Source organism: Sphingomonas sp. (assembly GCF_036387595.1).
Taxonomy (GTDB): Bacteria; Pseudomonadota; Alphaproteobacteria; order Sphingomonadales; family Sphingomonadaceae; genus Sphingomonas.
Window position 1 is genome coordinate 23159 of sequence record NZ_DASVTL010000095.1, and the last position, 22976, is coordinate 46134.

A 22976-nucleotide genomic window follows, 5' to 3' on the forward strand; every position below is an offset into this window, starting at 1 on the left:
CGAGGGAAGCGCTACGATGAAGATCGGAATGATCGGCCTTGGCCGAATGGGTGCGAACATCGTCCGTCGGCTGATGCGCGGTGGCCATCAGGCGGTGGTGTGGGACCGCGACGAGAAGGCGGTCGCGCTGCTGGCGAGGGAGGGGGCGGAGGGCGCCGCCTCGCTCGACGACATGCGCCACCGGCTCGACACTCCGGCGATCTGGTGGGTGATGCTGCCCGCGGGCGCGCCGACCGAGCAGACGGTGGCCGCGATCGCCGAGAAGGCGAACCCCGGCGACATCGTCATCGACGGCGGCAACAGCTTCTACAAGGACGATATCACCCGCGCCAAGGCGCTGGCGGAAAAGGGCATCCGCTACGTCGATGTCGGCACCTCGGGCGGCGTCTGGGGGCTGGAGCGCGGCTATTGCATGATGATCGGCGGGGAGAAGGAGGCGGTCGACCTGCTCGACCCGATCTTCGACACGCTGGCGCCCGGCCTCGGCACGATCCCGCGCACCCCCGACCGCAATGGCGAGAACGAGGATGCGCGCGCCGAAAAGGGCTATCTCCACGCCGGCCCCGCGGGTTCCGGGCATTTCGTGAAGATGGTCCACAACGGCATCGAATACGGCCTGATGCAGGCCTATGCCGAAGGATTCGACGTGCTGGCGGGCAAGAACAAGGACATGCTGCCCGAGGATCAGCGCTTCGATCTCAACCTCACCGATATCGCCGAAGTCTGGCGGCGCGGCAGCGTGATCTCGTCGTGGCTGCTCGATCTCTCGGCGGCGGCGCTGGCCAAGGATCAGAAGCTCGAACATTTCTCCGGCCATGTCGCCGATTCGGGCGAGGGCAATTGGACGATCGAGGCGGCGATGGAGCAGGCGACGCCGGTCAACGTGCTCAGCACCGCGCTGTTCGCGCGCTACCGCAGCCGCGTCGATCACACCTTCGGCGACAAGATGCTGTCGGCGATGCGCTTCGGCTTCGGCGGGCATGTCGAGATGCCGCAGTGAAGACCCTCGTGGTGTCCGATGTCGACGGTACGTTGGTCGATGGCAAGAAGCAGCTGACGCCCGCGACGATCGCCGCGGTCGCGCGGTTGCGCGATGCCGGCATCGGCTTCACCATCGTCAGCGCGCGGCCGCGATCGGGGATGATGCCGATCGCCGATGCGCTCGCGCTCGACGTGCCGATGGGCGCGTTCAACGGCGGCGTGATCTGGAAGCGCGACGGCACGATCCTGTTCGAACAGCGCCTCGACGCCGATGTGGTGGCGCAGGTGCTGGCGCTTGCCGCGGGCGCCGCGGTCGATATCTGGGTCTTCGCCGGGGACCGCTGGTACGCCACCGACGGCGACGGCCCCCACACCAGGAGCGAGCGGAGCAGTTCCAATCAGGAGCCGATCGTGTGCGCGGACTTCGCCGCTTTCGGCACGCCGATCGACAAGATCACCTTGGTCAGCGACGACGAGGCGCTGCTCCGCGATCTCACCGCCAAAGTGAAGGCCGAGGTCGCCGATGACCGCGCGACGATCGTCCAGAGCCAGGCCTATTACCTCGACGTCACCGCCCCCGCCGCCAACAAGGGCGACGGCATCGCCAGGCTGGCCGATGCGTTCGGCGTGGTGCTGGCCGATACCGTCGCGATCGGCGACCAGGCCAACGATCTGGCGATGTTCGCGCGCGCCGGCCGCTCGATCGCGATGGGGCAGGGGCCGCAGGCGGTGCGCGACGCCGCAGGGGCGGTCACCCGCAGCAACGGCGAGGACGGCGTCGCCTACGCCATCGACCATATGATCCTGGAGCAGAAAGCATGAAGCAGCTCGTCGCCTTCGACCTCGACGGCACGCTGGCCGAGAGCAAGCAGCCGCTCGGCGAACCGATGGGCGAGGCGCTGGCCGACCTGCTCGGCGTGGCGCAGGTCGCGGTGATATCGGGCGGCGACTGGCCGCAGTTCGAAAAGCAGGTCGCCAGCCGCCTGCCCGAGCGCGCCGACCGCACGAAATTGTGGCTGATGCCGACCACCGGCACGAAGCTGTACCGGTTCGAGGGCGGCGCGTGGCACCCGGTCTATGCCGAATTGTTCGACGATGCGACCCGCGCGAAGATCAGGACCGCGTTCGACGAGGCGCTGGCGGCGACCGGCTTCAAGCCCGAGCAGACCTGGGGCGAGCGCGTCGAGGATCGCGGCAGCCAGATCACCTTCTCCGCGCTCGGCCAGCAGGCGCCGCTGGAGGCCAAGGAGAAATGGGATCCCGATTTCGCCAAGCGCAAGGTGATCCAGGCCGATCTGCGCACCCGGCTGCCCGGCCTGTCGATCAACATGGGCGGCGCCACCTCGATCGACATCACCCGCGAGGGCGTCGACAAGGCTTATGGTCTCAAGAAGCTGCGCGACGCCAGCGGCGTCGCGCTTGACGCGATGATGTTCGTCGGCGACGCGATCTTCCCCGGCGGCAACGATTACCCGGCCAAGGAACTTGGGCTCGATACGGTCCGAGTCCGCGACCCGGAAGAGACTCTGTCGGTGATCGCGACCGTGGTGGCATGCCAGCATGGCTGAGCGGCTTGCGCTAGCGGCGTAAAGGGAACACAGATTGATCCGCCGCGCCGGGTGGGACGGCCGCGGGGGATTGGGGAATCGATGCTCAACGCATTGTTTTTGAAAGGACGCGGACGCAGCGCGCTCGACGAGGACGATCGGCGGATATTGGAAGACGGCATCGCCAATGTCCGGGCGATCCCGTCCAGACAATTGCTCGTCCGCCAGGGTCAGCGGGTCCACGTCAGCACATTGCTGCTCGAAGGCTTCATCTGCCGCTACATGGACGACAAGAACGGGCATCGTCAGATCGTCGCGGTCCATGTTCCCGGCGATTTCGTCGATCTTCACGGCTTCCCGATGAAGCGCCTCGATCACGATGTCGCGACGATCGGCCCTGCGCGTATCGCAGAATATCCGCACGAGGTTCTCGAAACGATCGTCGAGCAACGCCCCCGGCTGACGGGCATGCTGTGGTTCAGCACATTGCTCGACGCGGCGATGCACCGCGAATGGATTTTCCGACTCGGCCGCCTCGATGCCGATGGTCGCGTCGCGCACTTCTTCTGCGAATTGAATTGCCGGTTGGAGATGGTCGATCTGGCGAAGGATGGCCGGTTTCAGCTACCCCTGACGCAGGCTGATGTCGCGGAGGCGTGCGGGATCACCGGCGTCCACGTCAATCGCGTGCTGCGGTCGCTGCGCGAACAGGATCTGGTGATCTATCGCCACGGCCACGTCGAAATACGCGACCATAAGCGTCTTGCTGCGTTGGCAGAGTTCGACCCGGGTTATCTTTATCGGACCCGTGACGACTGAAGCGTAGGAACGATCATGAGCGGAACATCGCAAATCCAAGACCAGTCCGGCATGGTTCATGTGGAGGAGGGCAAGGTTCTGCTCGATGGGCCGGCAGGGACAGCGGTGACGATGACGCCAGAGGCCGCGGGCGAAACCGGTCGCCGGCTGAGCGACGCGGCGCGGCATGCCGGCGCATTGGGTGCCGCGGAAGACGGCGATCCGGCGCCGAAGGCGTGACGCACACGGATTGCGGGATCAAGTGCCGCCGCTATGCTGACGCCATCAGATCACTTGGGGAACATCCTTGCGCTATTTGCTTCTCGCCGCCGGCATCGTTGCGGCGTCGCCGATGACCTCCGTCTACGCCCAGACCACGCCTGCCGCGACGAACCCGCTGCTCGCCGACTGGAGCGGGGACTATGGCGGCGTGCCGCCCTGGGACAGGGTTCGCCCGGAGCTGTTCCCGCAGGCCTTCGCCGTCGCGATCGAGGAACGTGCCGCGGAATTCGCGCGCATCACAGCCGATCCTGCCAAGCCGACGTTCGCCAATACGATCGTGCCGATGCAACTCGCGGGCCGGCGCCTGAACCGCGTGAGTACACTTTTCGGAGTCATGACCGGCAACATGAACACGCCGGCCTATCAGGCGCTCGATCGCGAATGGAGCCCCAAACTCTCCGCTGCGCAGGATCGCATCACCTTCGATCCAAAGCTGTTTGCGCGCATTGAGGCGGTGTATGCTGGCCGGGCAAGCAATGGCCTGACGCCCAAGCAAGTCCGCCTCGTCACTCGCATCCGCGACAGCTACGTCCGCCAGGGCGCGCAGCTGAACGCCGCTCAAAAGACGCAGCTTTCCACGATAAATCAGCAACTTGCCACCGCATTCTCGGATTTCTCCGAACGCCTTTTGGCCGATGAGAGCACCGCGATCACCGTGACCGACGAGGCGCGGCTCGCAGGGGTGCCGGACAGTGTGAAGGCGGTGGCCAAAGCTGCGGCGGTCGAGCGCAAGTCTGCCGGCTGGGCGATCGTCAACACGCGCTCCGCAGTCGATCCCGTCCTCACCTTTGCCACCGACCGGGCCTTGCGCGAGCAGGTCTGGCGGGCGTTCGTCAACCGCGGCGACAACGGCGACGCGAACGCCACAAGCGCGACGATAGGGAAGATTGTGAAGTTGCGCGCCGACCGCGCACACCTGCTGGGCTTCAAAACCCATGCGGATTGGCGGATGCAGGACACGATGGCCAAGACGCCGGCGGCCGCGATGGACCTGATGATGCGCGTCTGGCCCGCCGCCAAGGCGCGCGTCGCCGAAGAGGTCCGCGACATGCAGGCGATCGCAGGCACCGGGATTACGATCGAACCCTGGGATTATCGCTTCTACCAGGAAAAGGTCCGCAAGAGCCGCTACGATCTCGATCAGGCGGAACTGAAGCCGTATTTCGAACTCAACAACATCATCCAGGGTTCGCTCTACGCCGCCAACCGCTTGTACGGACTGGAGTTCAAGGAGATCACCGGCACCGTCCCGGTGTTCGAACCCAATATGCGCGTCTGGCATGTTACGCGCGCAGGCAAGGAAGTCGGCCTGTTCTACCGCGACGATTTCGCGCGGACGGGCAAGCGATCGGGCGCCTGGGCGAACACCTATCGCGGCCAGCGCGGGCTGGCCCCCGCGCAGATAGTGTTGTCGTCGAACAACAACAATTTCGCGCGTGCCGCCCAGGGCGAGCCGGTGCTCATCAGCCTGGACGATGCTGAGACGCTGTTCCACGAATTCGGCCATGCGATCCACGCGATGCTGCAGAACGTCGAATATCCTGGGCTGGCGGGCACGCCGCGCGACTTCGTCGAATATCCCAGCCAGGTGAACGAGCATTGGCTGCTGACCCGTGATGTGCTCGACAAATACGCGCGCCATTACAAGACCGGCGCGGCGATGCCGCAGGCGCTGCTCGACAAGATCAAGGCATCGGAGACGTTCAACCAGGGCTTCGCGACCGTCGAATATCTCTCATCGGCGATCGTCGACATGAAGCTCCACACCGTGCCGGACGGCGTGGTCGATCCACAGGCGTTCGAGCGGACGACCTTAGCCGAGATCGGCATGCCCAAGCAGTTGGTCATGCGTCACCGCATACCCCAGTTCCAGCACCTGTTCTCCTCCGACAGCTATTCGGCAGGCTATTATAGCTATCTCTGGTCGGAGACGATGGATGCGGACACGTTCGCTGCCTTCGAGGAAGCCGGCAGTCCGTGGGACGAGCCGACCGCAGACCGGTTCGCGCGCGTGCTGCTGTCGACCGGGAACGAGACCGACCGTGCGGACGCTTATCGGACGTTTCGCGGCCGCGATCCCGATGTGAACGCGCTGCTTCGCCAACGTGGTTTCCCAATCTCAAAATGAGCCAGCCTGGCCGCATCCGTTCGATCCTGGGCGGGTCGGCCGGCAATCTCGTCGAATGGTATGATTGGTACGTCTATTCGGCGTTCACGCTGTATTTCGCGCCGGTCATCTTTCCCAAGGCCAGTCCGACCGCGCAACTGCTGAACGCCGCAGCGATCTTCGCGGTGGGATTCCTGATGCGGCCGATCGGCGCCTGGGCGATGGGGATCTATTCCGACCGCCACGGGCGCAAGGCGGGGCTGACGCTGTCGGTCACCCTGATGTGCGCGGGTTCGTTCCTGATCGCCGTCACGCCCAGTTATGCCACCGTGGGTTGGCTCGCCCCCGCGCTGCTGGTGCTCGCGCGCATGCTCCAAGGGTTGAGCGTCGGCGGAGAGTATGGCGCGAGTGCGGTGTATCTGTCGGAAATGGCGGGCCGTAACCGCCGCGGCTTCTATGCCAGTTTCCAATATGTGACGCTGATCGGCGGCCAGTTGATCGCGCTCGGCGTCCTGCTTCTGCTGCAATCCTTCTTTGATGCCGCGGCGCTCGAGCAATGGGGCTGGCGCGTACCGTTTGCGATCGGTGGCTTGCTGGCGATCGCAGTGTTCCGCATCCGTCGCGGCCTGCTGGAAACCGAGAGCTTCCGCAATGCTGCTGCGGAGGGTGTGCCGAAGTCGAGCGGCCTGGCGTTGTTCCGAGATCATCCCCGCGCCGCATGGACCGTGATGGCGCTGACCGCCGGCGGTACGCTCGCCTTCTACGCCTACACCACGTACATGCAGAAGTTCCTCGTCAACACCGCTGGTTTCGACCGCGAGACCGCGACGCAGGTGATGGCCGCCGCGCTGCTGGTATATGCGCTTGTCCAGCCGATCGCCGGAGCCTTGTCTGACCGCTTCGGGCGCAAACCGTTGATGGTGGGGTTCGGCATCCTCGGCCTGTTCGGCACCGTGCCGCTGTTCCTGACGCTGGAGACAGTCGCCAGCCCGCTCCTCGCCTGGGCGCTGGTCACCGCCGCACTGGTGGCGCTCAGCGGCTATACCGCGATCAGTGGCGTGGTGAAGGCGGAGATGTTCCCTGCCCGCATCCGCACCCTCGGCGTCGCTTTGCCGTATGCGCTGGCCAACACGCTGTTCGGCGGCACCGCCGAATATCTGGCGCTGAGACTGAAGGACGCCAACGCCGAGCGCATCTTTTATTGGTATGTCACCGCAATGATCGCGGTGTCGCTGGTCGTGTACCTGCGCATGCGCGACACGAAGGCGACGAGCCTGATCGCCGAAGACTGAGCGCTCAGCCGATCCGTTCCGCCACCAGCGCGGCGTAAGCCGGAAAGGTCCACTCCGCCGCGCCGTTCACTGCCTCGATGGTGCGCCAATGATCGGCCTGCGCGGGTTGCCAGGCAGTGGCCTCGGCACTCAGGTTGAAGACGCATAACAACGTCTCGCCGCCGGCCCGGCGCTCGAACGCCAGCAACGCGGGGGTCACCGCGATCACGGTCCAGTCTCCCACCGACAGCGCAGGCCGGGCCTTCCGGAGCGCCACGAGGCGCCTGGTGAGGTGGAGGATGGATCGCGGATCACCCTCCTGCACGTCGACCGCCAGTCCGGCATGGTCCCCTCCCAGCGGCAGCCACGGCTTGCCCTCGCCGAAACCACAGTTCGGCGCATCCGCCACCCACGGCATCGGCGTCCGCGCGCCATCGCGCGACAGCGTCATGGGCCAGTTCGCTATCGCTTCGGGATCTTGCAGATCGTTGTAAGGCACATCCACCTGGGTCAGCGCCAGTTCCTCACCGTTGTAGAGGAACACGTTGCCTCTCAGGCACATCAGCAGCAGCATCTTGCAGGCGGCGAATGCGCGCTCGTACCCGTGCGTCCCCCACCGTGACAGCGCGCGTGGCGCATCGTGATTTTCGAACGCCCAACTGGGCCAGCCCACCCCGTTCAGGTCGGGCCATGCCGACACCGCATCCGCCACCGTCTCCGGATCGAGCTTGGGCGCGTAGAGGAAGTCGAACCCGTAGGCGGTGTTGAGCCGTCGTCCACCGGCTGTGAACAGCTTCATCTCACGCGCAGCATCGTCACCGCCGACCTCGGCCACCGTGAAGCGGGCGTCGTAGCCATCGAGGAGCGCGCGGATACGTTCCAGGAACGGCACGATGCCCGAATGGCTCTGATTGAAGCGCTTGATCTGGAAATCGAATGGGCGCGTTCGCGGCGTGTTGCTGAGCGGCGCGGGTGGATTGTCGGTCAGCGCAGGCTCGTGCATCATGAAGTTGATCGCGTCGAGCCGGAACCCATCGACGCCGCGATCAAGCCAGAAGCGCGCGGTCGCCAGCAGTTCATCCTGCACGGCCGGCGCATGGCCGTGGAGCTGCGGCTGTTCCTTCAGGAAATTGTGGAGATAATATTGCTGCCGCCGCGCGTCCCATGTCCATGCCGGGCCGCCGAAGACGGACTGCCAGTTCGATGGCGGCGATCCGTCAGCCTTGGGATCGGCCCAGACATACCAATCGGCCTTTGGATTGGTACGGCTGGACCGGCTCTCGGTAAACCACGGATGTTCGTCGGAGGTGTGGCTATAGACTTGGTCGATGATGACCCTCAAGCCGAGCGCATGCGCCCGGGAAACCAGCGCGTCGAAATCGGCGAGCGTGCCGAATATTGGATCGACATCGCGGTAGTCCGCGACGTCATAGCCGAAGTCTTTCATCGGCGAGGTGAAGAACGGTGACAGCCAGATCGCATCGACCCCAAGCGACGCGACATGATCCAGACGGCTTGTCACGCCCGGCAGATCGCCGATCCCGTCGCCGTTCGAATCCGCAAAACTGCGCGGATAGATCTGATAGATCACCGCGCCCTTCCACCAAGGACGCACCCCGTCGCTCATCGCTTCCCCTCCGCCGCGCAGACCGCATAGCCGAAGGCGGGCAGGGCGACGGTCACGCTGCCCGGTGCAACAGCACGCGCGGCGCAAGTGCCCGCCAGTGTCTGAAAAGATACCGATCCCGTCTCCACCTGCACCGCCTGGGTGACCTGCTTGGCGGAGGTGTTGAACGCGATCAGCACTTCGCTCCCTGTGTCGGGGTCGAAGCGCGAAAGCGCGAACAGCCCCGGCGCGTCACCGCTTGCGCGCATGACCTGGCGCCCGCGGGTCAGCGCCTTGTGCGCTAGGCGCACCTTCGAAAGCGCCGCGATCTGCCGGTAGAGCGGATGGCGCTGATCGAAGTTGGCGCGGGCCGTCGTCGAACCCGTGCCGATAAGGACATTGTCGTTATACGATGTCACCTTGCTGGCGAACATGTCCTCGCGCGCGTCCTGGTCGTTGCCATCCCCTGCAAACCCCTGCTCGTCCCCCGAATAGATCGTCGGAACCCCGCGCAGCGTAAGCAGCATCCCATTGGCGAGCGAAACCCGCGCTAGCACCTCGTCGCCGCTCGCCTTAGGATTGGCCTGGCGGATGAAAAGGCCGAAACGCCCGAAATCGTGGTTGCTCGTGAAGGTCGGCAGGATCATCGCCGTGTCCTCCCCCTTGGCGTACAATATGTCGCCGGCGAACATGCCCGCGAGCACGCTGGTGGGCTGGCCCTTGCCGACGACCTGGAGCACGGCGTCGGCAAAGGCGAAATCCAGAACCGCCGGATAGTCAGCGGTCTTGGTCCAGCTTGCGAGATACCCGGGATCGGGCGAGGTGACTTCCCCGAAGATGTGGAAATTGGGAATACCGTTGGCCGCGGCACGCGCCTGCATTGCGGGTACGAAGCTGCGCCAGAACTCCGGATTGACGTGTTTGGCGGTGTCGATGCGGAAACCGTCGACGCCGAAACGATCGATCCAACCACCGAAAATCTCGATCATTCCCGCGATTACCCGAGGGTTCTCGGTCGCCAGATCGTCCAGCCCCGAGAAGTCACCGGTTTGAGAACTTTCGCCCCGGAACGTCGTATTGCCCCGGTTATGATAATAGATCGGATCGTTCAGCCACGGCGGCGTCTTCACCGCCCGCTCGGCCGCAGGGACGTAGGGCGTATAGGCGAATGCCGGATCGGTCAGCCTCACGAAGTTCGGGATCGTCTGCACTGCATCGCCGGCGAAACCGTCGTTTATCGCCTGGCCTTTTACACCGCCACGCCGGCTGAATGGATAAGCTGCGCGGTCGCGGTAGGGGCAGGGCGATCCCTCGCCACATTCGCGGTACTGGATCACGTCCGCGGTGTGGTTGGCGATGATGTCCATATACACCTTCATGCCCCGCGCGTGCGCGGCATCGACCAGCGCCTTGAAGTCCGCATCGCTGCCCAGATGCGGATCGACCTGCGTGAAGTCGGTGATCCAATAGCCGTGATAGCCGGCGCTTTCCTGCCCCTTTGCGCCCTGCACCGCCTTGTTCTTGAAGATCGGTCCCACCCACAGCGCGGTTGCGCCCAATTCCTGGATATAGTCGAGCCGTCCGGTCAGCCCTTTGAGGTCGCCGCCGTGATAGAAGCCCTTGTGCGCCGGATCGAACCCGGTCTGCAGCGGCCCGCCGGTAAGCCCGCCGCGGTCGTTGACGGGATCACCATTTTCGAACCGGTCGGGCAGTACGAAATAGATGACCTCATCCTGCGGCAGGCGATCTCTGAAATCCTGCCCCAGCGCTGGCGTGGCGACGGCGAGCAGGCTTAGGAACGGCGCGAGCATCTTCATCAGGCGACTTTCTCTGAGAACGAAGGGGCAGCGCAATGCGCAGCAATGAAGGCCTCGTGGGTCGGCATCTTGTCCGCGACGTGCGCGGCGTGCCGCGCCGAAAGCGAAAGGAAGTTGGCCAGTTCGGCGGCAGGCAAGACATCGGCCAGCGCGTGATACCCTGCGGGCGCGATCCCCTGCCCGATCATCACCTGCAACCAGCCGACCCCGGTGAAGAGCGAGTCCGGGTGACTTCCGATCCGGCCATTGGCGCGGAACAGCGCGATGCGCTCGGCCACTGTCTCGGGAATGGCCGCCGCCCGCCGGGCTTGCCAGAACGGTTCCGCCCGCCCGTTCGCGTAATAATGCAGCACCAGGAAGTCGCGGATCGCCAGCCATTCGGCATCGGTGCGGCGGTTGAAGTCTGCGACGTCGGTTTCGTCAATGCGATCACCTGGCCAATAGTCCAGCAGCCTTGCGATGCCGGATTGGATCAGATGGATGCTCGTGGACTCCAGCGGCTCCATGAACCCCGCGGCAAGGCCCAGCGCGACGCAATTGCTGACCCACACGCGCCGCCGCTTGCCGGTGACGAACCGCAGCGGCCGCGGGTCGGCGAGCGGCTTGCCGTCCAGCCCTGCCAGCAGCAGCTCGGCCGCACGATCGTCTGAGAGAAATTCGCTGGAATAGACCAGTCCGTTGCCGGTGCGATGCTGGAGGGGAATGCGCCATTGCCAGCCGGCTTCGCGCGCGGTCGCTCGCGTGAACGGGGTCAGCGGCCGGGTCGTCTCGCATGGCACCGCCAGCGCACGGTCGCACGGCAGATAGGCCGACCAATCGTCATAACCCGCATGCAGCGCCTCTTCGATGAGCAGCCCGCGGAAACCCGAACAATCGACGAAAAAGTCGCCTGCGACGATCCGGCCGTCGTCGAGTGTCACGCTGGCGATGTCTCCATCATCGCCGCGCTCGACCATACAGACTTGCCCTTCGTGGCGCACTACCCCGGCAGCTTCGGCATGGCGGCGAAGAAAGGCGGCATACAGCCCGGCATCGAAGTGGAACGCCCAGGCGGTTCCGCTTGGCAGCTCCGGTCGGCCCGGGTCGCGCGCGAAACGCCCCTTTGCCGCGGCTTGCGCGCTGGCGGAATAGTCCCAGAGCGACGATGTCCCGCCCTCCTGCAAATGTCGCAGCCAATAATGATGAAACGGCACCAGGCCCCATCCGCGCCCGATTGTGCCGAACGCATGGATGTAGCTGCCGCCAGCGCTAGACCAACCGTCGAATTGGATCCCCAGCTTGAACGTGCCCTGCGTGGCCCGGAGGAACGCATCCTCGTCGATGCCGAGCGAGGCGTTGAACAATCTCAGCTGCGGGATCGTCGCTTCACCGACGCCGACCGTCCCGATCGCCTCGGATTCCACGAGCGCGATGTGCGTTCCTCTTGGCAGGAACCGCGCGAATGCGGCGGCCGCCATCCAGCCGGCGGTTCCCCCACCGACGATGACGACCGAGCGGCGATGCGGATCGGTCATACGATTCTCCGTGCCGATCGCGCCGATCACCTCAAGGCGATCGGCGCGGCTGTCGGCGTCAGAACTTGTACGTGAAGCCACCCAGGAAGCGGCGCCCGTATTTCTGATAGTCGATGATCTGGTCGCTACGCTGACCGTTGATCGTCACGAACGGCTCGTCGGTCAGGTTCTGACCCTGGACGAAGACCGAGAGGCCCTGCAGCATACCGCCCGAGAAATCATAGCCGACCTGCGCGTCGACGATCATCTCGCCCAAGGCACGTCGCCGGATCAGATTGGCCCCGAAGCCCGACAGTTCGCCGACGAAGGTCGAGCGATAGCGCACCGATCCGCGCGCTGAGAAGCCCCATTTCTCGAAATATGCCGTGCCGTTGGCCACCCAGCGCGAATAGCCCGGGATGTCCTCCGCATTGCCGCCGGGCGTCGGCAGGATCTTGGTTTTGGTGTAGGATCCGCCGCCGGTCAGGCCAAAGCCGTCGAGCGCCGAGACGATCTCGCCCAGCGGCAGGGTGCCGGCGAGTTCCGCACCGTAGATGGTGCCGCCCTCGCCGTTGATCGGCACCGTGGCGGTTCCGATCGACGGCGTCGATGCCGGTGCGTTGGTCGGCAGGGGATAACCCGAATAATCGAAATTGGGGTCGGCCAAATTGTAGACGAAACTCTTCAGGTCTTTGTAGAATCCCTGCACCGCGAGGTAGCCGCGCGTGCCAAAGTATTTCTCGATCGTCACGTCATAGGAATTCGACCGGATCGGGCGCAGATAGGGATTGCCCCCACTCCCGACGAGCCGCCCCTGCGTCGCGTCGAAGCCATAGGCCAGGGCGACGCGCATGTCGTCCAGCCGCGGGCGCTGCATCTGGCGGGCCGCCGCCGCACGGATGACGAAATCGCTCTCCAGGCGCAGCGCCAAGTTGATGCTGGGCAGGATGTCGATGTAATCGTCGCCGCGGGTGATCGGCACCAGCGCGCCGTTGACGACGACGTTGCCCGACGATTTCTGGTTGGTGAAGACGCCCTGCACGCCGATGTTGCCGGTCAGTTCGGCCGATCCGATCGTCTGCTTGATGTTGGCCTGCAGGTACGACGTCATGATCCGCTCCTGGATGCCGAAGCCCTTGGCGACGACGTCGAGGTTCGCGTTGTTCGAGCGCAGGCTGAGCACGCCGTTCGCCAGCAGGTCTGCCGGATCGTAGCTGAGGATCGGCCCCAGTCCGAGATAGGACAGGTTCGTCGGCGTCAGGCGGAATTGCGTCGGCAGCGGTGCCGACAGCGCGCCATTGGCCAATTGCACCAGCGCCTCGTTGGGGCGCAGCGACTTGTTGCGGTCGGTGTAGTTCGCGCCGAACCGCAGACTGGAGACGGGGCTGTCGAGCTCACGCTCCACCTCGACGCGATATTGCTTCAGGTCGTCGATGACCTGGCGGTCGTTGAAATATCCGGCCTGCACGTTCGATCCGCCCCAGCCGAGCGGATCGGTCAGCACGACGAGGTTGGGATCGGAATAATTGAGTCCCGGCGTGAAGAACGTGCCGGTGCTGCTCGAAGTGAAGCCGATCGTGTCGGCCGCACCGTTCCCGGCGCCATAACCCGTGCCGGCATAGCTCTCGACGATCGTCTCGTTGCGCTCGGTGCGCGACATGCTGATGTCGATCTGGGCATTCCACCCCTCGGGGCCCTCGTACTTGCCGTTGTAGCCGAACGAATACAGCTTGGCGTTGCGCTGAAAGCTGTCGTTGCGGACGACGCCTTCGACGTTTCTGAACGTGCCCGCCGTGACGAGGCCGTTGGTCACCGTGGTCGCCGTGAACGGGTTGGAGAAGCCGAGCGGCAGCTCGATGCCGCGCTTGATCTGGTTGTCCTTGAAGTCCGAATAGAAGCCGTCGATCGTCGCGGTGACTTCCGGGATCGGCTGCCACTCCAGCGTGCCCTGAAGACCCAGGCGCTTGAGCTGGGTGGAGGTCACGTAGGATTTCGATCCGCCGATCACCGCCGGCGAAGCGGCCGTGCCGTCCCCGGCATAGCCCCAGGCGTTGAACTCCTGGATCTGATACGGCTCGTCCAGGTAGGATGCAGACAAGGACACGCCGATCGTGTCGTTGGCGAATTGATCGACATAGGTCGCGGTCGCGCGATAGCCCTTGTCCTTGGAGCCTTCGTTCAGCTTGCCGCTGTCGGCATAGGTGCCGCGCGCGCCGATCGACAGCACGCGCTTGCCGTATTCGATCGGACGGATCGTGCGCAGATCGACGGTGCCGGACAGGCCTTGGCCGATCAGCCCGGCATTGGCGGTCTTGTAGATCAACACTTGGTTGACGACTTCTGCCGGGTATTGATCGTACTCCACCGCGCGATTGTCGCCAGTCGACGTCTGTTCACGCCCGTTGAGCAGGGTGGTCGAGAAATCGGGCGCGAAGCCGCGGATCGAGATCGAGTTCGAACGGCCGCTCACACGCTGCGACGTGACGCCGGGCAGGCGCGCGATCGACTCGGCAATCGACGCATCGGGCAGCTTGCCGATGTCCTCGGCCGAGATGGATTCGACGACCTGATCGCGCGACTTCTTCTCGGCGACGGCATTCTCCAGACTGCGGCGAAAACCGGTGACGACGATGTCGGCCGCATCGACGGTATTCCCCGCCTGCGGCTGCTCCGCGCTGGCGGGTTCGTTGGGATTGGCAGCGGTGCTCGAGCTGGACGCAGGATCTTCGACCTTGGTCGATTGCGCGTGGGCCGTTCCCGCGCCGATCGCCAGTGCAAAGGCGATGGCAGCGCTGCTCGTGCCGATCTTGAGAACGATGCGAGCGGCGTCGACCGACCCACGGTTGGATACCGTCATGAAATCTCTCCCCTATGCCCGTGCGGCATCTTGCGCACCGTGGACCCGCAGCCGTCCTTGCGATTCCGCCGTCCCATTGCCAACCGTTAAACATACGTATTCACTTATCCGATAATATGTGTGGCGGTTTGGCCACACTGGGCTGGCGCGGGAAATTCTTCGTTTGACCCGCCCGGTGATCTGCGGTGATGTCACCGCGGCAGGATCGGATGCATCCGCCGGCAGGAGGGGGTCGGTGAGCCAGCGCAAGGCAACGTCGTTCGACATCGCGCAGGCTGCCGGCGTGTCGCAGCCGACGGTCTCGCGCGCTCTGCGCGGTAGCCCCACCGTCAGCCTGGCGACGCGTCAGCGGATTGAGGCGATCGCCAAGCAGCTGAACTACACCGTCGATCGCGCCGCTTCGAACCTGCGCAGCGGCAACACCAGGACTCTCGCGTTGCTGCTGTTCCAGGATCCCATCCCCGACGATACGCTCATCAATCCGTTCTTCCTGGCGATGCTGGGATCTATGATGCGGACGTGCGCCGATCATGGCCATGATCTGCTCGTATCGTTCCAGCAATTCTCCAGCGACTGGCACACCGATTACGAGGACAGCCACCGCGCGGACGGGCTGATCCTGCTGGGCTATGGCGACTATGCCGATTACCGTGCACGGTTGGATCTGCTGGTCAGGCAGGGGACGCATTTCGTGCGCTGGGGTTCGGTAGAGGCGGACCAGCCGGGCTTGATCGTGGGGTGTGACAATGCCGCCGGGGGTGCGGCGGCGACGCAACATCTGATCGAGCGCGGCTGCACCCGCATAGCGTTCCTCGGCGACGCCACCGACCACTACCCCGAATTTCACGATCGCCACCGCGGCTATGCAGCGACGCTCGCGTCCCACGGCCTTTACGCGGATCCGCGCTTGCAGGTTTCGGCGATCTCGACCGAGGAGGACGGCACCCGCGCCGCCGTGACCTTGCTCGAAGCCGGCGTGCCCTTCGACGGTATCATCGCGGCGAGCGACATGATCGCGCTCGCTGCGATCCAAATTCTGACTGCCGCGGGGCTGCGCGTGCCCGAGGACGTGCGCGTCGTCGGCTTCGACGATATTCCCGCCGCCGGCCTCGCCAATCCACCGCTCAGCACGGTGGTGCAGGATGCGGGGATGGCGGGACGGCGGCTGGTGGAATTGCTGCTCGCGCAAATCCGCGGCGAGCCGGTGGCCAGCATCATGTTGCCGACGCGGCTCGTGGTGCGGGGGTCTTCAGGGAATTAAGATGGCGTCGACGCTTCACGATCCAACCTGCGAAAAGCCGCGCCAGGGCTTCGGCGGCTTGTGGAACATCTCCTTCGGCTTTTTCGGCATCCAGATCGGCTTCGCGCTCCAGAACGCGAACATGAGCCGCATCTTCCAGTCGCTCGGCACCAGCCTGGACGATCTGCCGGCACTCTGGGTGGCGGCCCCGCTCACCGGGCTGCTCGTCCAGCCGATTATCGGCCATATGAGTGACCGTACCTGGCTGGGCCGACTCGGGCGGCGGCGACCGTATTTTCTCGCGGGCGCCTTGCTCGCCGCCTTCGCGCTGCTGGTGATGCCCGAAGCACCCGTGCTGCTGTTCGCCGCGGTGATGCTGTGGGTACTCGATGCCTCGCTCAACATCTCGATGGAGCCGTTCCGCGCCTTCGTCGGCGATATGCTGCGCAAGGACCAGCACGGCGTCGGCTATGCGGTGCAGACCGCTTTCATCGGAGCGGGTGCGGTGATCGGCTCGATCTTTCCCTGGCTGCTGGAGCGCTGGGGCGTATCAAACGACGCGGCCGCAGGTGCGATTCCCGATACCGTGCGCTATGCTTTCTGGTTCGGGGGTGTCGCGCTGTTCGCTGCGGTGCTGTGGACCGTCGTTTCTACCCGCGAATATTCGCCGCGGGAGATGACGGCGTTCGACGGTGTCGCAGCGGATACCGAACACGGCCACACGCTGCGCGTGCTGGCTGCGCGCAGCTTCGTCTCGAGCATCGTCTGGATAGCCGCCGGCGCAATCGTGGTCGCCGCGGTCTGGCAGTTCGTACTCAAGAAGGAGGTGTATCTGCTGGGCGCGCTGCTCGCGGCCTACGGCTTGGCCAGCATCGTCGCGATTGCGATGGCAAGGAGCGGAAAGCCAGCGGGCATGCTCAGCCATATCGTCGGCGACTTCTCTGGCATGCCGGATCTGATGAAGCGGCTGGCGCTGGTGCAATTCTTCAGCTGGTCGGCGCTGTTCATCATGTGGATCAACACCACGCCCGTCGTCGTCCAATATTTTTACGGCGCACCCGCCGCCGGCACGCCCGCCTTTCAGGACGGCGCAAGCTGGGTGGACGTGCTCTTCGCCACCTACAACGGCGTCGCCGCAATCGTCGCTCTGACCCTGTTGCCGCTGGTCGCTGCGCGCATCGGCCGCGCGCGCACGCACACGCTCGCGCTGCTGTGCGGCGCCGCGGGATATGCCAGCTTCTTCGCCTTTCGCGACGCACGCATGCTGCTGGTCAGCGAGATCGGCATCGGCATCGCCTGGGCCTCGATCCTGGCCATGCCCTACGCCATTCTCGCTTCGAGCCTGCCGCAGCGCAAGCTGGGCATCTATATGGGGCTGTTCAACGTCTTCGTCGTCGTACCCCAATTGCTGGTCGCTACCGTAATGGGATCGATCATGCGCGCGTTCTTCCCAAGAGAGCCGATCTGGACGATGGCATTTGCCGCAGGCGTGATGGCGCTGGCGGCACTGGCTATGCTGCGGGTGAAGGAGCCGGCGTAACCTCTCCGAACGCGGGGAGGCGAGAAATCACCGGGGCAGGGTGATCGTCGCCAGCAATCCGCCCTCTGCCCGGTTCTCCAGCGTGACGTCGCCCTTCGCTTCGCGCACGATCGCGCGAGCCAGCGCGAGGCCCAGGCCGATTCCCCCGGTATCCCGGTTGCGCGAGGTTTCCAGCCGGGTGAACGCCTCGAAAACGTCGCCTAGCCGATCTTCTGGGATACCCGGTCCGCAATCGGCGACCTTGATCGCGACCACTCGTGCGCCGGCCTCCACGCTCACCACCGCGCCGTGGCCATATTTGATCGCATTTTCGATCAGGTTGCGCACCGCACGGCGCACCAGCGAAGGCCTAAGCCTGAGCGGGAGCCGCTCCGCCTCGACAAATACCACGTCGTTGCCGAGATCGCGAAAATCCTCGACTACCGCATCCACCAGCGCTGCGACGTCCACTTCGGTGATGGGTTCGCTCGGCCTGCCGAGCCTGGCGAGGGATAGAATGTCGTCCAGGGTACGGTTCATCTCCGCGATCGTGTCCGCCATCTTCGCGCGATCGGCCTCGTCCTCGACAGACTCGATCCGCACCCGCAGGGCGGCCAGAGGCGTGCGCAGATCGTGGCCGATCGCGCCGAGCATGCGATCCTTTTCGTCGAGCATCGCGGTCACGCGCAACCGCAGTGCGTTGAACGCTGCGATCAACCGCGCGACATCGTGCGGTCCGCGTATGGCCAGCGCGGCACCGCTGTCGCCGGGGCCGAAATCCTCGGCCGCACGGGTCAGGTCGCGCAACGGCCGCGCTATGCGTCGTACTGCCCAGAGTACCGGCAGCAGCACCAGCACGAAGAGAATTGCGGTTTGCCCCATCAGTCGCCAGACCAGACCGAAGTCAGCACGCGCCCAAGGCAGCCGCTGCACCAGCCAGCCACCGCCGGGACGCTCGACCGCAATGACCAACTCGTCGGCATCGCGTACTAGCCGCTCGGCCCGGTGGCGCGGCATGCGGCGCAGCATCGGGTCTTGCGGGTCGAGTGGCCCCAGCCCGCTCTCGATTCGGCCGACGCGCACCCCCGCCTCCGCCAGCGCACCGCGCAGGCTGGCCTCCACCGCAGGCTCGCCGAGGCGGGAAGGCGGTATGGGATTGGAGGGGAGAAGGCGTACCCGCGTCCGTTCGCGCGGGCCAGCTGGCCGCGGCTGCAATTGTCCGGGTGGAAGCCGTCGCTCGCGTTCGATCGCGTCGATGAAGCGGGTCGCGGCCGGGCCGGCGATCTGCTCGAGGGCGAACGACCGTCGCTCGCGGAGCAGCAGACCGAAGTTGATCGTCTGCGCCGCGAACAGCGCGCAGGCGATCAGCAGCGTCAACTGCGCGGCCAGGTTGCGTGGCCACAGCTTAGCGATCGGGCCGATCACAGCCGGGTGACTTCGGCCGACAAGGTGTAGCCTCCGCCCCAAACCGTCTTGATGATGTCGGGGTTCTTCGGGTCGCTCTCGATCTTGCGACGCAGGCGGCTGACTTGGTTGTCGATCGCGCGATCGAATGCCGCCGCCCCGCGCCCCTGGGTCAGATCGAGCAACTGGTCCCGGGTCAGCACCTGCCGGGGCCGGGTGACGAGTGCATGGAGCAAATTGTATTCGCCGGTCGACAGCGGCACCGATACGCCCTCGCGATCTACCAGCGTGCGCTCGCCCGATTTCAGCACCCAGCCGGCAAAGGCATAGGAGCCGCTTTCGGGGGCATGCTGGCGCGCGCCTCCCGCCTGGGTTCGCCGCAGCACCACCTTGGCGCGCGTCGCGAGTTCACGCGGAGAGAAAGGCTTTACGACGTAATCGTCGGCGCCCATCTCCAGCCCGACGATCCGGTCGGTCTCCTCGGCCCGCGCCGTCAACAGGATTACCGGCACGTCGCTGGTCGCAGCGATGTGGCGGCAAAGGCTCAATCCGTCCTCGCCCGGCATCATGATGTCGAGGATGACGAGGTCGATCGCATAGGCCGCCAGCCGCGTCCGCGCCGCTTCTGCATCGCCGACCTGGGTGACACGGAATCCCTGCTTGCCGAGATAGACCGCCAGCGGCTCGCGGATCGATCGCTCGTCGTCCACGAGCAGGATGTGCGGCATTTCTCCGACGCCGTCGGACTGGATCATGGTGCGCCGCCTTGCAAGAGGGTGATCCGCGAGGCAGCCGGACGGCCGCCCCGCATGACCGGATCGTTACTGCTGCTGCTGCGGCGGCGGCGGCATGTCGCCGCGCGGGCCGCCTGGTCGGCGCCCGGCGCGCCACTGCTCGCGCATCTGTGCGAGTTCGGCGGCGTCGACGCGTCCGTCGTGGTCCGCATCGAGGCGGTCGAACTCCGCCATCGCTCGCTCGCGCAATGCTTCGCGGGTCATCGGCGGGCGAGGGCCGCGCTTCTCGCCGGCCTTCGGACTGCGGTCGCGATCCGCGGCAAGGCGCGCCCGGTCGCCCGGCGGCGGTGGCATCTTGCCATCCGCGATCGCGCGGTCGCGCATCGCGGCGCGCATCTGCTCGCGACGCTCACGCATCTCCTCGCGCGCGTCGCGCACTTCATCGGGAGTCACGTTGCCGTCTCCGTTCGCGTCGAGCCGGGCGAAGCGCATGTCAGCCGACGCCACGGCCTCCTCGCGGGTGATGACGCCGTCCTTGTCGGCGTCGGCGCGCATCATCATCGCGCCGTGTCCCCCGCGCATCGAGCCGCCGGGCGGCGGAGGCGGCATGTCCGGCGTCTGCGCCATTGCGGGAGCACCGCTGGCCAGCAGCGCCAGCGCCAGGATCGTCCTTCGCATCGGGAAATCTCCATTGCGGCCGGGCCGATCCCGCACCGCATGGGCACCTTTATCGCTTCGTGCGGTCACAAGCATGTGTCAGGAGGTTGAAAACTTGTCGCAAATTGTACGAAGTCTCAGGCGAAGATCGCGACGCTCTGCATTCCCTCGGCCACCAGTTCGCCATCGCTATTCCAAAGCCGCATCGACTGGCTCGAACAGCCGGCTAAGGCATAATCCGACTGCGCCGAGAGCAGCCACCAGCCGTCACGGGTGCGCGGCGTCGCGCTTAGGAGGTTGACCATCCACGTCAGCGAACTGATCGGCGCAAGCTGCTTGCCGAGCAGCCGGAAGGCGGCGGGCGGCAACGCATCCCCTATCGCCATCACCTCGACCATCGGATGAAGCCCGTCACGTGCCCGCAGCCTCGCCCAGCGCAGCCATTCCGCTTCGCCTAACGGGCGGCCGTCTGACGCCTCCTTGACGTCGAGGAAGTCGAAGTTGCCCGTGAAGAATTCCTCCGGCCCGGTGTAGAGCCTGGCGTCGGGCGCGGGGGGAGCAATCCCCGCCGGGGGACGTTGATCCAGCACGACCCGTGATGTCTGGTCGGTCATGAAAACGAACGTCGCACGGTAGCCCAGCCCAGCATCCGACGTGATGTCGGCCTGAATGAAAGCCGCATTGCGCCCGCGTCGCAGCCGGGTCGCGGACACTGCCACGTTCCCCGACAAGGGTCCGATGAAGCTGACCTGCGCAGACCGCAGCGGCGGCAGATCGGTGTCGCAGGCGTGGGCAGCATGCAGCGCCAGCGCGCTCGACAGTCCGCCGTAAGCCGTGCGCCCTTGCAACCAGTCCATCGGAATAGTCGCGCGAAAGCCGCCATCGATCGTCGCTGCATTTGCCAAAATTTCTGCGATGGGCGTCATGTGCCTGTCCTCAGCGTGTGGCGCAATTCGCGTTTCAAGACCTTGCCAATCGCATTGCGTGGTAGTTCCTCGACCGGGTGCAGGGCTGACAGCCGCTGCGTCTTGCCCAGCTTGGCGTTGGTCCACGCCAGGATCGCGGCGTCATCCGCTACTTCCCGATCCATCGGGCGCGTGACGTAGAAGCCGACCGGCGTCTCGCCCCAGGCTTCGCTCGGCACGCCAACGACCGCGCAATCCGTCACATTCGGATGCTGCGCCAGAACCGCCTCCAGATCAGATGGATAGATGTTGAAGCCGCCCGAGATGATGAGATCCTTCTTGCGATCCATCAACACAAGAAAGCCGTCCTCGTCGAAGCGCGCCAAGTCGCCGTGACGAATGTAACGATTGCCGTGGTCGTCGAACCATTCCGCCTCCCGCGTTGCCTCGGTCCGCCCGTGATAGCCGGTCATCATCGTGGGCGAGCGTCCGACGACCTCGCCCGTCTCGCCCGGCGCCACTTCCGCACCGTCGTCGTCGATCAGGCGTATCTCGTGTCCCGGCAGCGGCTGGCCCACGGTGTGGAGTTTGTCAGGATGCGCAGTCGCGTTTAGCGCACACGTGGCGCCGCCCTCCGTCATGCCATAATATTCCACCAGCAATCCCGGCCACCGTGCGACGATATCTGCCTTTAACGCCGCAGAGAACGGCGCGCTGGTGCACGTCTTGAAGCGGAACGACGACAGGTCGAACGCGTCGAAATCGGGCAACGCCATGATCCTTTGATATTGTACCGGCACCAGCATCGTGTGCGTCGCCTGATAGCGTTCCGCCAGTTCGACGTATCGGCGCGCATCGAACTTCGCCATCAGCACCGCGGTCCCGCCCCAGCCGATCGTCGGCAGGAAGCTGACCAATGTCGTATTCGAATATAGCGGCGTCGCGATCATCGTCACCGCGGTGTCGAACCCTGCCGCCGCATTGCGCGACAGATGCTGCCAGCGCATCGCGTGGCTCTGCACGATGCCCTTGGGAATGCCGGTGGTGCCCGAGGAATAGATGATGTTGAACCCGTCCTCGGGCGCGATGGTCATAGGCTGGGGCCTGGCGTCGGGTGCCCATGTGGCGAGCGCTTCCAGCCGGACGACCTTCGCTACTATGCCATCCACGGCGGGGGCGTTGGCGGCGTCAACGAAAACAATCGGTGCCCCGCAGTCTGCAATCATCGACGCGATTGCTGCAGGGGTGGCCGACGGTGCGATCGGTGCCGCGACGCACGCTGCGCGCAACGCACCAAGGAAGACGCTTGCCTGCGCAACGCTGGGATGACTGAGAATTGCGACGGCCTGGCCCTGGGCAAGACCTTCCTGCTGAAGCCCCGCCGCGATCTGGTCCATAACCCGGTCCAGCGTCCCATAGTCGATCGCACCCCGATCGTCGGCAACCGCGATCTTCCTGGGACGCTCCAGCGCATGCGCCGCCACGAGTTCGCTGAGGGTCGCGAACTCGGTCGCGAGCAGGTCTTGAGCGGTGAACATCCGCGGAGAGCTAGGCGAGCCGTCTGGGAAATACCATACGCGTTATTCTAAGAGAGAAATAGAAGAGGAGCGCTATCATGGACTGCACGGCGCCCGCCTGCTGACTCCGGACATCCGCGTCAACACGGTCGCGCCGACTATGCGCCACCGGCTGTTCCGGTAAGCACCTCGGAGCCGCAAAGTTCGTTGGAGTCGGGGAACGTTAAGCCGCGGCGGGCGA

General features: G+C 65.2%; 18 protein-coding genes. 9 read left to right on the forward strand and 9 right to left on the reverse strand.

Annotation, left to right across the window (positions count from 1 at the left end; genetic code table 11):
* The first annotated feature begins 16 nt into the window (after positions 1-16).
* From gnd to VF643_RS11025, 7 genes are all read left to right on the forward strand, one after another.
* A complete protein-coding gene (gene gnd / locus VF643_RS10995) occupies positions 17-1000 on the forward strand; it encodes a phosphogluconate dehydrogenase (NAD(+)-dependent, decarboxylating) (RefSeq protein WP_331043434.1) in 984 nt (327 codons plus the stop codon).
* Complete coding sequence (locus tag VF643_RS11000) at positions 997-1803, forward strand: Cof-type HAD-IIB family hydrolase (protein ID WP_331043435.1); 807 nt, start codon at positions 997-999, stop codon at positions 1801-1803. The genes gnd and VF643_RS11000 overlap by 4 nt, the downstream gene beginning before the upstream one ends.
* On the forward strand, positions 1800-2549 hold the full coding sequence (locus VF643_RS11005) for an HAD-IIB family hydrolase (RefSeq protein WP_331043436.1): 750 nt from the start codon (positions 1800-1802) through the stop codon (positions 2547-2549). Before VF643_RS11000 ends, VF643_RS11005 begins: the two co-directional genes overlap by 4 nt.
* Before the next feature lie 81 nt (positions 2550-2630).
* On the forward strand, positions 2631-3347 hold the full coding sequence (locus tag VF643_RS11010) for a Crp/Fnr family transcriptional regulator (RefSeq protein ID WP_331043437.1): 717 nt from the start codon (positions 2631-2633) through the stop codon (positions 3345-3347).
* 15 nt (positions 3348-3362) lie between these two features.
* Complete coding sequence (locus tag VF643_RS11015; protein WP_331043438.1) at positions 3363-3566, forward strand: hypothetical protein; 204 nt, start codon at positions 3363-3365, stop codon at positions 3564-3566.
* 67 nt (positions 3567-3633) lie between these two features.
* Complete coding sequence (locus VF643_RS11020) at positions 3634-5736, forward strand: M3 family metallopeptidase (protein WP_331043439.1); 2103 nt, start codon at positions 3634-3636, stop codon at positions 5734-5736.
* Positions 5733-7007, forward strand: coding sequence for an MFS transporter (locus VF643_RS11025; protein WP_331043440.1), 1275 nt, complete (start codon positions 5733-5735; stop codon positions 7005-7007). Before VF643_RS11020 ends, VF643_RS11025 begins: the two co-directional genes overlap by 4 nt.
* Before the next feature lie 4 nt (positions 7008-7011).
* Here the strand turns inward: VF643_RS11025 and VF643_RS11030 are convergent, their stop codons facing one another.
* The 4 genes from VF643_RS11030 to VF643_RS11045 are packed head-to-tail and all read right to left on the reverse strand — an operon-like array spanning position 7012 to position 14759.
* A complete protein-coding gene (locus tag VF643_RS11030; RefSeq protein WP_331043441.1) occupies positions 7012-8613 on the reverse strand; it encodes an alpha-glucosidase in 1602 nt (533 codons plus the stop codon).
* Positions 8610-10403 carry an alpha-amylase family glycosyl hydrolase gene (locus VF643_RS11035; protein WP_331043486.1) on the reverse strand — a complete coding sequence of 598 codons (1794 nt, stop codon included), beginning with the start codon at positions 10401-10403 and terminating at the stop codon, positions 8610-8612. Before VF643_RS11035 ends, VF643_RS11030 begins: the two co-directional genes overlap by 4 nt.
* 5 nt (positions 10404-10408) lie before the next feature.
* Positions 10409-11923 carry a tryptophan halogenase family protein gene (locus VF643_RS11040; protein WP_331043442.1) on the reverse strand — a complete coding sequence of 505 codons (1515 nt, stop codon included), beginning with the start codon at positions 11921-11923 and terminating at the stop codon, positions 10409-10411.
* A 58-nt stretch (positions 11924-11981) separates the two neighbouring features.
* Positions 11982-14759, reverse strand: coding sequence for a TonB-dependent receptor (locus VF643_RS11045; RefSeq protein WP_331043443.1), 2778 nt, complete (start codon positions 14757-14759; stop codon positions 11982-11984).
* A 235-nt stretch (positions 14760-14994) separates the two neighbouring features.
* On the opposite strand from VF643_RS11045, the gene VF643_RS11050 reads away from it, so the two are divergent.
* Together VF643_RS11050 and VF643_RS11055 are read left to right on the forward strand one after the other, a co-directional pair.
* Positions 14995-16020, forward strand: a complete 1026-nt coding sequence (locus tag VF643_RS11050; protein ID WP_331043444.1) for a LacI family DNA-binding transcriptional regulator — start codon at positions 14995-14997, stop codon at positions 16018-16020.
* 1 nt (position 16021) lies between these two features.
* Positions 16022-17539 (forward strand): MFS transporter, encoded by a 1518-nt coding sequence (locus VF643_RS11055; protein ID WP_331043445.1) that lies wholly within the window; start codon positions 16022-16024, stop codon positions 17537-17539.
* 27 nt (positions 17540-17566) lie between these two features.
* On the opposite strand, the gene VF643_RS11060 is transcribed toward VF643_RS11055, so the two are convergent.
* From VF643_RS11060 to VF643_RS11080, 5 genes are all read right to left on the reverse strand, one after another.
* On the reverse strand, positions 17567-18943 hold the full coding sequence (locus VF643_RS11060; protein ID WP_331043446.1) for a HAMP domain-containing sensor histidine kinase: 1377 nt from the start codon (positions 18941-18943) through the stop codon (positions 17567-17569).
* Entirely contained in the window at positions 18940-19677 is a 738-nt protein-coding gene (locus tag VF643_RS11065) for a response regulator (RefSeq protein WP_331043447.1), read from the reverse strand. Before VF643_RS11065 ends, VF643_RS11060 begins: the two co-directional genes overlap by 4 nt.
* A gap of 66 nt (positions 19678-19743) precedes the next feature.
* Positions 19744-20334: a hypothetical protein gene (locus VF643_RS11070; RefSeq protein WP_331043448.1), complete on the reverse strand. Its 591-nt coding sequence runs from the start codon at positions 20332-20334 to the stop codon at positions 19744-19746.
* 116 nt (positions 20335-20450) lie between these two features.
* Positions 20451-21239 (reverse strand): thioesterase family protein, encoded by a 789-nt coding sequence (locus tag VF643_RS11075; RefSeq protein ID WP_331043449.1) that lies wholly within the window; start codon positions 21237-21239, stop codon positions 20451-20453.
* Positions 21236-22756, reverse strand: coding sequence for a class I adenylate-forming enzyme family protein (locus VF643_RS11080; protein ID WP_331043450.1), 1521 nt, complete (start codon positions 22754-22756; stop codon positions 21236-21238). Before VF643_RS11080 ends, VF643_RS11075 begins: the two co-directional genes overlap by 4 nt.
* Between the last annotated feature and the right edge of the window lie 220 nt (positions 22757-22976).